Genomic DNA, 12,089 nt, shown 5'->3' with positions numbered 1-12,089 from the left:
CCACAGATGAAACATGTAGGAGCTAGACAAAGCCCAGCTGGTGCGCCAGCACTTGGACCACCGTGCCCGCCGCAATGCACAGGCCATAGGGCAACTTGCCCACGGACTGGCCCTCCTGCAGGCGCCCGTCGGGCCGCACGCCCACGATGCTGGAAATGACCATGCCCTGCGCCGCGGCCTTGACGTTGCCAAGCATGTGGACCAGGCGGCGGCGATGGATCGCGAAGGCCAGCGCTGCGACGCCGCCCGCGATGAAAGTGAAGAGCACGGCCATCAGCGTCTGCTCGGGACCCAGGAAGGCCCCGGTCATCGCCATCAGCTTGACGTCGCCCGCGCCCATGATCCCGACCGCATAGAACGGCAGCATCGCGGCGAAGCCCACGCCCAGGCCACCGAAGGCGGCCAGTGCACCGGACGTGGGCGTGCGTGCCGCCAGCGTTCCGTAGATGAGGGCGAAGAACGCGCCGCCGAAGGTCAGCCAGTTGGGAATGCGATAGGAGCGCCAGTCGCTGACAGCCGCGACGCCGAGCAGCGCGAAGAGCGCCAGCATGCGGATGTCGGTCGCCAGCATCGCGAGCAGTTCCAGGACAGCGTTGAGTTCCTGCATGGCGGGCTCCCCGTGTTCAGGCACTGCGCCGCAAGGCGAGCAGCAGAAGAAGGGCTACGACCACCACCAGCGCACCAATCAGCGCGAACTCCATGAACGACATGCCGGCGTCTTCGCGCAGCAGGCTCAGGGCGGTTCTGGGCAGAACTTCGAGCGGTTCCATGCGGATTCCCCAGTGGTCGAGACCGGCCGAAACCGCTGGCCTTCCCGGCGTGGGAAGAAGCGTTCGGCATGGGGGTGACTGTAGGAATCGGGCCGCGTTCGCACATGAGCGGAGCGCCCTTTTCTGGGGGAGTCAGGCGCCCCGCGACGGCACGGGGGCGGGCATGACAAAACGCCTACCTGACAAGGCAGGCGAAAGCGCAGGCGCCCTTCAGATCACCTGCGCGTCGCGCAGCGCCGCAAGCTGCGCCTCGCCCAGGCCCAGCTCGCCGTACACCTCGGCGTTGTGCTGCCCGGTGCGCGGCCCCGTGCCGGCCGGGCGAACGCCTTCGCGGCCCACGAAGCGCGGCACCGCCGCCGGTGCCGGCACGGTGCCGAACTGCTCGTCGGGCACGTCGATGAAGGCGCCGCGTGCCTGCATGTGCGGGTCGGCCTGCAGGTCGGCAATCGAATAGACCTTGCTGTAGGGCACGTCTTCGCGGTCGAGCCGCACGGTCAGTTCCGCGAACGGGAGGCTGGCGCACCAGTCGGCAATGATGCGGTCGAGCGCCTCGAGGTGGCGGATGCGCGCGGCGTTGTCGGCAAAGCGAACATCGGTGAGCAGGTCTTCGCGACCAATCGCGCGGCAGATGCGCGCGAAGATCGGCCCGCCCGTGCCCACCAGCGTGAACCACACGCCGTCGAGTGCGCGGAACACGTTGGAAGGCGCGGTGTAGGTGGCGCGCGAGCCCGTGCGCTCGCGCACCACGCCGCCGATGCGGTACTCGGCCGCCAGCGGATCGAGCAGGCGCGACATCGCCTCCGTGGCCGACAGGTCGATCTCGGCGCCCTGCTGCTGTTCGCGCGGCAACGCGTTGCGCTCGGCCAATGCGGTGCTGATGGCAAAGGCACCGAACAGGCCCGCCACCACATCGCCCAGCGGGTAGTTCATGTGCTGCGGCGGACCGCCGGGTTCACCGGTCAGGTGCGTGAAGCCGCTCATCGCTTCAAAGATGCGGGCAAAGCCCGGCCGGCGCGCATACGGGCCGGTCTGGCCGAAACCCGTGAGGCGCAGCACGATGAGGCGCGGATTGGCCGCATGCAGCGTGGCGATGTCCAGACCCCAGCCGTCGAGCGTGCCGGTGCGGAAGTTTTCCACCAGCACGTCGAAGCCGGCGATGAGCTGCAGGAACAGCGCGCGGCCCTCGGGCTTGCGCACGTCCAGCGAGATGCCCTTCTTGCCGCGGTTCGCGGTCTTCCAGAACAGCGGATGGCCTTCGTGCACCGGCGTCAGCCCGCGCAGCGGATCGCCGCCGCCCGGCAGTTCGAGCTTGACGACGTCGGCGCCCATGTCGCCGCACAGCGTGGCCGAGAACGGCGCCGCGAGCACGGTCGCCATGTCGAGGATGCGCACCCCGTGCAGGGGTGCTCGGTCAGCAGGCTGGCCCATCAGTTGCCCTTCAGGTCCACGCGCTTGAGCACGGGGTCCCACAGCTTGCGGTCGGCGGCGATGCGTTGGCCGTAGGCGGGCAACGACGGATCGAGCGAGGCCGCGCCCAGCTTGGCCAGCTTGTCTTTCACCGCAGGCAAAGCCTTGGCCAGTGCCGCGCGCAGCGGACGCATCACCGCATCGGGCGTGCCCTTGGGCGCGACGATGCCGACCCACAGGCCGCTGTCGAAGCCCTGCAGGCCCAGCTCGGCGAAGGTCGGCACGTCGGGCGCCGAGGGCGAGCGCGTGCGGCCGGTCTGCGCCAGGATGCGGATCTGCCCGCTGCTCATGTAGGGCAGCGTGCCGCCGAGGTTGTTGCACATCACCGGGATGTGGCCGGCGATCAGGTCGTTCACCGCGGGCGCGTTCCCCTTGTAGGGCACGTGCTGCATCTTGATGCCGGCCTGGTGGTTGATCATTTCGCACACCAGGTGCGACGGCGTGCTCGGGCCCGCGGAGCCGAAAGCGAGTTGGCCCGGCTTGGCCTTGTCGGCAGCGATGAGCTCGGGCAGCTTCTGGTACGGCGTCTTGGCGTTGACCGCGATGACGTTGGGCAGATCGGCCACCAGGCCCACGGGCACGAAGTCGTCCACCGGGTTCCAGCTGAGCCCCTTGTGCACATACGGCAGAAAGATGTTGGTCAGGCCCGCCATGAGCAGCGTGTAGCCGTCGGGCGTGGACTTGGCGACGAGCTCGGAGCCGATCAGGCTGCCGGCGCCGGGCTTGTTCTCCACGATGACCGGCTGACCCAGGGCCTGGCCCAGCGCCAGCGCCACCTCGCGCGCCACGAGGTCGGTGCTGCCGCCGGCGGGGAATGGCACCACCAGCTTCACGGGGCGGTCGGGGAAAGCAGCCATCGCCAGCGAGCCGGCCAGGCCGAGTGCAAGGCCTGCGGCCACGTGCGAAAGTTTTTTACTCAAGGACGTCATCATCAGTCTCCAGTTTCTCTGTGTGTTCAGCGTTTCAATGCGTGAGGAAGCGACGGCCGAGCGTGGCGCGGTGCAGCTCGGAGGCGCCGTCGTAGATGCGGAACGGCCGCAGCTCGCGCACGATGAGGGCGACGGGCGCGTCTTCCGACATGCCCAGCGCACCGCACATCTGTGCCGCGCGGTCGGCCACGCGGTTCAGGGCTTCGGACACGAACACCTTCGTCATCGCCGACTCGGTCTTCACCGACAAGCCCTCATCCATGCGGCGCGCGCAGTCCAGGCTCACGAGCCGGCTGGCATGCAGGTCGATGTGGCAGTCGGCCACCATCGCCTGGATCTGCTGCAGGTCGGCCAGCCGATCGCCGAACGAGGTGCGCTCGCACACGTAGGCCTGAGCAATCTCCAGCGCGCGCCGTGCGCGGCCCATGAGCCGCAGGCAATGCGACAGGCGCGCGGGCTCCAGCCGCTGCTGCGCCTCCACGAAGCCCGAGCCCACCTCGCCAAGCACCGCGTCACCGCTCACGCGGCAGGCCGTGAAGCGCAGCTCGCCGTGCCCGCCGACTGCGAACGGGTCGATGGCCTTGATGGCGCGCACCAGCGCCAGGCCCGGGTTGTCCATGTCCACGATGAACTGCGTGGGGCCCTCTTCCGTCTGCGCGAGCACGATGCAGAAGGCCGCGCCCACTGCGCCGGTGATGAACCACTTGTGACCGTCGATGACCCAGGCATCGCCCTCGCGCCGCGCGGTGGTGCGCAACATCGACGGATCGGAGCCCGCACCGGGGGCCGGCTCGGTCATCGCAAAGCACGAGCGGATGCGGCCCTCGGCCAGCGGCCGCAGGTAGCGCTGCTGCTGCGCGGGCGTGCCCCGGTGCAGCAGGCTGATCATGTTGGGCTGGTCGGGCGCCGCGCAGTTGAGCGCAGCCGGGCCGAGGTAGCTGCGGCCCGCCTCTTCAAACACCGCGGCGCGCTCGACCCACGACAGGCCCAGCCCGCCCTCCTCCGTCGGCATCTGCGGCAGGTACAGGCCCAGCTCGCGTGCGACGGGGCGCAGCTGCGAGAGCACGGCGTCCAGTGCCAACGGATCGTGCACATGCACATTCGATTCGAGCGGAATGCAATGCCGCTCGACGAAGTCGCGCACCCGCGCCGGGAGGTCCGCGCGCAGGCTCATCGCGTGCCCGCCTCGCGCAGCGCCAGCTTGGCGATGTTGAGTTGGTGGATCTGGCTCGTGCCCTCGTACAGGCGGAACAGGCGCACGTCGCGGTAGTAGCGCTCGATGGGGCTGAAGTCGGCCACGTAGCCGGAGCCGCCGAACATCTGCACCGCGCGGTCGGCCACGCGACCGCACATTTCGGACGCGAAGTACTTGCACATCGAGGCCGACATGGCCACGTCTTCGCCGCGATCGCGCGCGCGCGCTGCGTCGAGAATCATCGAGCGCGCCGCGTAGATGTCGGTGCGGCTGTCGGCGATCATGGCTTGCACCAGCTGGAAGTCGGCCACCGCCTGGCCGAACTGGTTGCGGCTGCTGGTGTGCGCCATGGCCAGGTCCAGCATGCGGATCGCCGGGCCCGTGCACAGCGCCGCCAGATGCAGGCGCTGCTTGTTGAGCACCTTCATCACCGTCTGGAAGCCTGCGCCCTCGCGCCCGCCGATGAGCTGGTCGGCATGCACGCGGCACTCGTTGAAATGCACGTCCGACACGAACGAACCGGCCTGGCCCATCATGCGGTAGGGCTCGCCCGTCGTGAGACCCGGGCCGCGCTCGACCAGGAACGCCGACACGCCCTTGCTGCCCTTCGAGCCCTCTTCGGTGCGGGCGATGACGGTGAACACATCGGCCACAGGCGCGTTGGTGATGAAGCGCTTGCTGCCGTTGAGCACGTAGTGGTCGCCCTCGCGGCGCGCGGTGGTCTGCACATTGCTCGCCTCCGAGCCCGCCTCGGGCTCCGTCAGCGCCAGGCAGCCGGTGAGTTCACCTGTGGCCATGCGCGGCAGCCAGCGCTGCTTCTGCGCCTCGGTGCCGTCGGCCACCAGCGCTTCGGAGCCGATGCCCGTGTTGGTGCCCACGCGGGCACGCAGCGCCACCGACGACTGCGACAGCTCCATCGCGCACAGCACCAGCTCTTCGGTCGTGAGGCCCAGGCCGCCGTAGGCCTCGGGAATGCTCCAGCCGAAGTAGCCCTTGCGCCGCAACTCGTCGACCACGTCGGACGGAATGTCGTTGTCGCGGCTGACCTGTTCTTCTAGCGGATGCCAGCGTTCGCGAACGAAGGCGCGGATGTCGGCCCGCAGGGCCTCGAAGTGGGGGGTGTCTCGGATCATGGTGAGCGCGACTGTAGGAAGCAGGTCCACAATCCCCGGCACTGAATTTCAATTATTGAAACTGCGATTCACACCCATGCCCCGCCCCACCCAGAATCGCCGCCAGCCCATGAAGGACTCCGACGACCTGCGCCGGGTACGGGACGAAGACCCGTACTTTGCCGGCACCCTGGCCAAAGGCCTGCTCATCCTGCAGACCTTTGTGAGCGACCCGCGCGCGCACGCCAACAGCGAGTTCGCCACCAAGCTGGGCCTGCCGCGCCCCACCGTCTCGCGCCTGTGCCGCACCCTGCTGGCCATGGGTTTCCTGGACCACGACGAACGGCTCGACCGCTACTTCATCGGCCCCGCCGCCGTGGCGCTGTGCTACCCCTACGTCATCAACACGCCCCTGCTGGCCATGCTGCGCCCGGCCATGCAGCAGCTGGCCGACCGCATCGAAGGCGCGGTCTCGGTCGGCGTGACCAACGACCTCGACGTGGTCTACCTGGAAACCTGTGCCCACGAAGGCGGCACCCTCAAGCGTCCCGGCGTGGGCGCCGTGCGCGGCATTGTCGAAACCGCCATGGGACGTGCGTGGCTGGCGCAGCTGCCCGCGGGTGAACGTCAGGAGTTCCTTGCCCGCGTGAAGCGCGAACGGCCCGAGGAGCACGCGCGTTGCATGGAAGGCGTGCGCGAGAGCGTGGCGAACTACGGCAAGCGCGGCTTCGCGATCAACCTGGGGGACTCAGGTTTTGGCGTGCTTGCTGCGGGCGGGGCGGCGCGGGTTCGCTACGGGCCGCGGCGGTTGCTGTTCAACTGCGCGGTGCCGGGGTTTCACTGGAAGAAATCGCAGCTGCTGGACACGATCGGGCCGGGGCTGGTGCAGCTGGTGGGGGCGGCGGATCGGCAGTCGGGGTTGCGGTAAACCGACGCAGGTCCCGCGTTTCTCAGCGCCTCGGCCTGCGGGTTGTCGATGGCCCACGAGGCATCGATTTCAACGGCCTGGTGTCTCGAGTCGCTGCCGACGGCGACGTAGCCCAGCCGGAGGGCGCCCAGGCTGATGAAGTTCAGCGCGGGTATCGACCCGTTGAACCCGCCGCCGCCACGCCCCGGGGGAATACAGAAGAGACCCCGTCCACCGCCTCCTCCGCCGCAGGACGCAACGAGTGTGGCGATCGCGGTGGTCGCCAGGAAATGAGCACCGGTCTTGCGTGCAAACACGCATCCTGTGAATGAACGGATCCGTGCTCTGAAATGAATGACGGCAGCCACCGTGTCAGGGGCAATCGGACACCACCTTGTCGCCCGCAAAGCGATGTCCCATCCAGTCGAGCACGAGCGGCATGCCGAGCACACCGCCTGTGGCGTGTTCGGTGATGCCGAGGGTGCGGAAGTTGACTTTGGCGCCGAGGGCGCACCAGTCGGCAAACAGTTGCTTGACGTCCTGATGCGGCACGACTTCGTCCAGCAGGCCGCCATACACCAGGGCCGGGACCGCGGGGGCCAGCGTGCCGGTCCGGTTCTCGGCCAGGCGTGCCTTCCAGTTCGGCCGCGCCAGAAGGCCGGGCGGATCGACCAGCACCGCGTCGCTCAACCCCGGGTAGGTGGCGGCGGCTTCGATGGTGCATTTCTTATCGCGCAGATCGGCCACCACATGCTGCCCGTACGGGGTGAGGATCGACTGCAGGTCGAGTTCCGGGTAGGCGGCATTCATGCCGATGGCCATGTACGCAACGAGGCCGCCGAAGAGGCCGCCGTTGAATTGCGTGTACAGCAGACCATCGAGGCGCGCGGGCGCCGCGCCCGCCGACACGCCTTTGAGCTTGAGCGCAGGCGCATAGCCGGGCTGCAGTTGCGCGGCCCAGGCCGCGGCATGCCCGCCCTGCGAGTAACCGATGATGCCGACAGATGCGTCGGCCGAGAGCCTTGCAGCGCCCAGTTGCTGAGCGGCCAGCGCCGCATCGAGCACGGCATGGCCTTCGGACTTTCCGACCACCCAGGGATGATCGCCCGGCGTGCCCAAGCCCTGGTAGTCGGTCATGGCGATGGCCCAGCCCTGCGCCAGTGTCAGGGGTGTGGCGCCCGCGATCGCCTCGTACTCGGTGCCGATCGCATACTGGTGCGAAGGGGCGCAGTTGTCGGCGACGCCCTGGGTACCTGGCGCCCAGGCAATGATCGGGCGATGGCCCGCGAACCACGGCGTCCACGGCACGAGCACCGTGCCCGTCACGGCAATGGCCTTGCCGTCGACGTCGGTGGACTTGTACATGATCTGCCAGCCCGAGACGAGCGGCAATCCGATCGGAACGAACGAACGCGAGCGGATCAAGGTCCCATGCGGCCCGTCGGGAAGCATTTGGGGCGGTGTATAGAAGGCATCGTCGCGCGGGTCCTGCAGCGGTCCGGCCGTGGCGGATGTCGCCCCGCCAAGCACAGCGGCCAGCGCCGCGATAACCAGGCCCAGGCGTCCGATGCCACGCCGGATGGCCATGGCGAAACTTGCAATGCGTGTCGGCATACGGCTCATCGATATTCCTTCGTGGCGGTGAGGGGGAATCCAGTTGGCTTCGGGCCACGCGCCGTCCGGGGCGCGCGCCTGCAACGTCACGCGCCCAGCTTCCGCGCGATCAGGTCTTTCATGATTTCCGTCGTGCCCCCGTAGATGCGCTGGATGCGCGCATCGGCGTACAGGCGGGCAATCGGGTACTCGGCCATGTAGCCGTAGCCGCCGAACAGCTGCAGGCATTCGTCGACGACCTTGCCCTGCTGCTCGGTGCACCACCACTTGGCCATGTAGGCGGCCTCGTTGTCGAGCGTGCCGTCGAGCAGGCGCTGCGTGCAGTCGTTGACGAAGCTGCGCACCACGTGCGCAATCGTGGCGCACTCCGCGAGCTTGAACCGCGTGTTCTGGAAGTCGAACACCGTCTGGCCGAAGGCCTTGCGCTGCCGCGTGTATTCCACCGTCAGTTCCAGCGCGCGCTCGATCACGGCCGCGGCGGGCACGCACAACAGCAGGCGCTCGAAGGGCAATTGGCTCATCAGTTGTACGAAGCCGTCGCCTTCCTTCTCGCCCAGCAGCTGGTCGGCCGGCACGCGCATGCCGCCGAAGAACAGCTCGGCCGTGTCAGACGCGTGCTGCCCCAGCTTCTCGAGACGTCGGCCGACGCGAAAGCCCGGCAGGTCTTCGGTCTCCAGCACCACCAGCGACACACCGCGGCTGCCGGCATCGCCGGTGCGCACCGCCACCACCAAGAGGTTGGCGGTGAAGCCGTTGGTGATGAAGGTCTTGGCGCCGTCGATCACGTAGTCGTCGCCATCGCGCCGGGCACGTGTGCGCAGCGCCTTCAGGTCCGAGCCGCAGCCCGGTTCGGTGAGCGCGATACCGGCCAGCAGCTCGCCGCTGGCAAGCCGGGGCAGCCAGCGCTGCTTCTGCGCTTCGGTGCCGTAGTCGAGGATGTAGTGCGCAGCAATCGAGTGCACGGCAACGTTGGCCGGAAACTCCGCCCGGGCCAGCTCGTCCTGCACGACCAGCTGATGGGCCAGCGTGGCACCGGCGCCTTCGTAGGCTTCGTCGAGTTCCGGTAGCAGGAAACCCATCTGCCCGAACGGCCGCCAGACCTCGCGCGGAATGAAGCCCTGGCGGCGCCAGCCGTCGAGATGCGGCGACAGCTCGCCGGCGATGTAGCGGCGCACCTGGTCGCGGAACGCGTCGATTTCTTCGTCCATCCAGCGATGGCGATGCAGTCGGGGCAGCATGTTCCGCGCTCCTAAGCCGATGCCCGATCGGCTTCCTGCTTTCGCAGGATGAACCGCTGGATCTTGCCGCTCGGCGTCTTCGGCAGCTCGGCAATGAACTCGATCTCGCGCGGATACGCATGCGCGGCCAGCCGGCGCTTCACCAGTTGCTGCAGCTCGCCCGCAAGCGCCTCGCTCGCCTGCACCTTGGCGCGCAGCACGACGAAGGCCTTGACGATCTCCGTGCGTTCGGGGTCGGGCTTGCCGATGACGGCCACTTCCGCGACAGCCGCGTGCTCCATGAGCGCGCTCTCGACATCGAAGGGGCCGATGCGGTAGCCGGCGGACGTGATGATGTCGTCGCCGCGCCCGACGAAGCTGATGCTGCCGTCCTCGTTCAGCTCGACGGTGTCGCCGGTCAGGTAGTAGACGCCGGTGAACGATTGCGTCGTCTGCTTCCAGTAGCCCGGAAAGTAATACAGCGGCGAGCGGCTGCGGTCGATGGCCAGCGTGCCCGGCACGCCCGGTGCGAGCTCATTGCCCTCGTCGTCGAGCACCGCGACGCGCACGCCGGGCAACGGAAAGCCTGCGCTGCCAGGATGCACCGCGTGCTTCAGGCCATGGAAGTTGCACACCACCATGCCGATCTCGGTCTGGCCGTAGTGGTCGCCGATCGGGCAATCGAGTGCGTCGCGGAACCAGCGCATCACCTCGGGGTTGAGCGGCTCGCCCGCGCTGCTGACCACGCGCAGCTTGCCGCGGAGGTGCGCAGCCAGTTGCGGGTCGGCGGCCATCATGAGGCGGAAGGCGGTCGGTGCGCCGGCGAGGTTGGTGATCTCGTACTTCTCGATCAACCGGTAGGCGGTCTCGGCGGAGAACGGACCATCGTAGAAGAGCGTGGTGTTGCCGCTCAGCAGCGGCCCGATGGCGCCGAAGTAGAGCCCGTAGGCCCACCCCGGATCGGCGATGTTCCAGTAGGACTCGCCGTCGCGCAGGTCCACGGCCAGCCGCATGTACATGCCGATGGCCATCAGCGCGCGATGCGGCACGGCCACGCCCTTGGCGAGGCCCGTCGTGCCCGAGGTGAACAGCATCATGCAGGCGTCGTCGCCGCCGCGCATGACGGGCTCGAACGATGGCGGTTGCTGCGCCATTTCGCTCAGGTAATCGACATCGCCCGGCGGCAGGTGTTCGTCCGCGCCGCGCGCGATCGTGACGATGTCCGGCCATGTCGCGCTGTCGTCGAGCTTGTGGCGGTTGGCCGTGTCGGTGACGATCAGCACCGCTTCGGAAGCGGTGACGCGGTGCTCGATGGCCTTCGGGCCGAAGGCCGTGAACAGCGGCTGGTACACCGCGCCCGCACGCCATGTGCCGAGGATCACTGCAAGCAGTTCGGAAATCCGCGGCAGCAGGCCCGCGACCCTGTCGCCGGGCTGGACGCCCCGGCTTGCGAGCAGGTTGGCGAAGCGCGCCGATTGGGCCTGCAGTTCTTCGTAGCTGAGCTCGCAAGTGTTGCCGTCCTTGTCCTCCCAACGCAGGGCGATGCGGCCCGGCGCAACGTGCCGGTCGCAGGCCTCGACGCAGGCGTTGATGCCGTGCTCGAAACTGCCTGCGAACGATGTCTTGAAGTCTTCGAGGTCGAAGGCCTCGACGAAGGACGCGTAGTCCGGGGCGGCAACTGGCGAAGAAGGATGGGGCGATGGCACGGTGCTTTCCTTTGTCTCTCGTGGTGTTCATGCGGCACTTGGGAGGCCGATTCGGCCGCACTTTATGCCGCGGGTTTCGATTGCGCATTGCGCGTTCCCGCCAATGTGATTGGCGGGATTTGCCATGTCCGCGCGCGCAGCGGACTATTCGGGCAGCGTGGCTCTGTAGGCCCCGGGGCTGGCACCGGTCCACTTGCGGAAGGCGCGATGGAACGCACTGGGCTCGGCGAAGCCGACCCTGGCGGCGATCTCGCTGACGCTGAGGCCCGAGTCGCTCAGCAGGCTGATCGAAAGATCGCGCCGCAGCGTGTCCTTGATGGCCTGGAAGGGCTCGCCTTCCATCGCGAGGCGCCGTATCAGCGTTCTCTCGGCGAGCCGGAGTTTTCGCGCCATGTCTGGCAGATCCGGCCACGCCGACGCGTCGGTGCCTCGCAGGACTTTGCGCACCCGCGCGGCGGCGCTGTCCTGGTCGCGGTACTTGACGAGAAAGTTCGTGGGCGCGCCGCGCAGGAAGCGCTGCAGTGTCTCTTCGTTCTGCACCACCGGCAGGTCGAGAAATCGTTCCTCGAACACCAGCGCCGTGCTGTCGGCGCCGAAGCGGATCGCCTGGCCGAACAGCAGGCGGTACTCCTCGGGGCTGTCGGGCGCCTCGGTTGAGAACTCGGCGCGCAGGATGGGGATGCGCCTGCCGACCAGCCAGCAGGCCACGCCGAAGAAGATCACCAGGATCGTGCCGTGCGCGAACAGGCGCTGCGCGCCGGGCCGTTCGTTCAACCGGAATGCGGCCTCGTGCGGCCGCCGTTCGATGGCAGGCTGCATGTCGTCCATCACGCCGCCGTAGAACCGCATGATCCGGCGCAGCGCCTGTTCCAGGTTCTTCGCGCCCAGTGCGCAGCGGCATGCGAGCGCGAAGCTTCCGTAGCGCACCAGATGTGAGTCCATGCCGAAGAACTCGTCGCCCGTCTGCTCGGCCACCCCGTGCCACATGCGGCCATAGCTTTCCGGCGACACCCGCGCCTGGTCCTGGTGCAACAGCCCCGCCGGAATTCCGGCCGCGCCGAGGATGGCGCCGATGTCGACACCGCGCTGCGTGGCTTCGTGCAACGCTTCGCGCACGAAGCACATCGCGATGGTGTCGCCACCCCTCGTGTGCTCGGGCGTTTTCATGGTGC

At 68.2% G+C, this 12,089-nt stretch carries 11 protein-coding genes; 1 reads left to right on the top strand and 10 read right to left on the bottom strand.

Annotation, left to right across the window (positions count from 1 at the left end; translation table 11 throughout):
* Positions 1-22 precede the first annotated feature (22 nt).
* The 6 genes from CY658_RS09605 to CY658_RS09585 form a co-directional block, all read right to left on the bottom strand.
* Positions 23-607: an A24 family peptidase gene (locus CY658_RS09605; protein ID WP_101489887.1), complete on the bottom strand. Its 585-nt coding sequence runs from the start codon at positions 605-607 to the stop codon at positions 23-25.
* Between the two features lie 16 nt (positions 608-623).
* Positions 624-770, bottom strand: a complete 147-nt coding sequence (locus tag CY658_RS32740; RefSeq protein ID WP_180838903.1) for a hypothetical protein — start codon at positions 768-770, stop codon at positions 624-626.
* Positions 771-980: 210 nt separating this feature from the next.
* Entirely contained in the window at positions 981-2,198 is a 1,218-nt protein-coding gene (locus CY658_RS09600; protein ID WP_101489886.1) for a CaiB/BaiF CoA transferase family protein, read from the bottom strand.
* Positions 2,198-3,157: a Bug family tripartite tricarboxylate transporter substrate binding protein gene (locus CY658_RS09595; RefSeq protein WP_257884800.1), complete on the bottom strand. Its 960-nt coding sequence runs from the start codon at positions 3,155-3,157 to the stop codon at positions 2,198-2,200. Before CY658_RS09595 ends, CY658_RS09600 begins: the two co-directional genes overlap by 1 nt.
* 43 nt (positions 3,158-3,200) lie before the next feature.
* Positions 3,201-4,340 (bottom strand): acyl-CoA dehydrogenase family protein, encoded by a 1,140-nt coding sequence (locus tag CY658_RS09590; protein WP_101489884.1) that lies wholly within the window; start codon positions 4,338-4,340, stop codon positions 3,201-3,203.
* The gene (locus CY658_RS09585) at positions 4,337-5,494 is read right to left on the bottom strand and encodes an acyl-CoA dehydrogenase family protein (protein WP_101490303.1); all 1,158 of its coding nucleotides are present in this window, start codon (positions 5,492-5,494) and stop codon (positions 4,337-4,339) included. Before CY658_RS09585 ends, CY658_RS09590 begins: the two co-directional genes overlap by 4 nt.
* A gap of 76 nt (positions 5,495-5,570) precedes the next feature.
* Here CY658_RS09585 and CY658_RS09580 point away from each other — a divergent pair, with 76 nt between their 5' ends.
* Entirely contained in the window at positions 5,571-6,401 is an 831-nt protein-coding gene (locus CY658_RS09580; RefSeq protein WP_101489883.1) for an IclR family transcriptional regulator, read from the top strand.
* Between the two features lie 351 nt (positions 6,402-6,752).
* On the opposite strand, the gene CY658_RS09575 is transcribed toward CY658_RS09580, so the two are convergent.
* The 4 genes from CY658_RS09575 to CY658_RS09560 form a co-directional block, all read right to left on the bottom strand.
* Complete coding sequence (locus tag CY658_RS09575) at positions 6,753-7,967, bottom strand: lipase family protein (protein WP_180838902.1); 1,215 nt, start codon at positions 7,965-7,967, stop codon at positions 6,753-6,755.
* 113 nt (positions 7,968-8,080) lie between these two features.
* Positions 8,081-9,232: an acyl-CoA dehydrogenase family protein gene (locus CY658_RS09570; RefSeq protein WP_101489881.1), complete on the bottom strand. Its 1,152-nt coding sequence runs from the start codon at positions 9,230-9,232 to the stop codon at positions 8,081-8,083.
* An 11-nt stretch (positions 9,233-9,243) separates the two neighbouring features.
* Entirely contained in the window at positions 9,244-10,917 is a 1,674-nt protein-coding gene (locus CY658_RS09565; RefSeq protein ID WP_101489880.1) for an AMP-binding protein, read from the bottom strand.
* A 144-nt stretch (positions 10,918-11,061) separates the two neighbouring features.
* Complete coding sequence (locus CY658_RS09560) at positions 11,062-12,084, bottom strand: AraC family transcriptional regulator (protein WP_101489879.1); 1,023 nt, start codon at positions 12,082-12,084, stop codon at positions 11,062-11,064.
* Positions 12,085-12,089: the final 5 nt, after the last annotated feature.

It is taken from the genome of Variovorax sp. RO1, from assembly GCF_002849325.1.
In the GTDB taxonomy this organism is placed as follows: domain Bacteria; phylum Pseudomonadota; class Gammaproteobacteria; order Burkholderiales; family Burkholderiaceae_C; genus Variovorax.
This window is presented reverse-complemented; position numbering and strand designations above follow the sequence as displayed.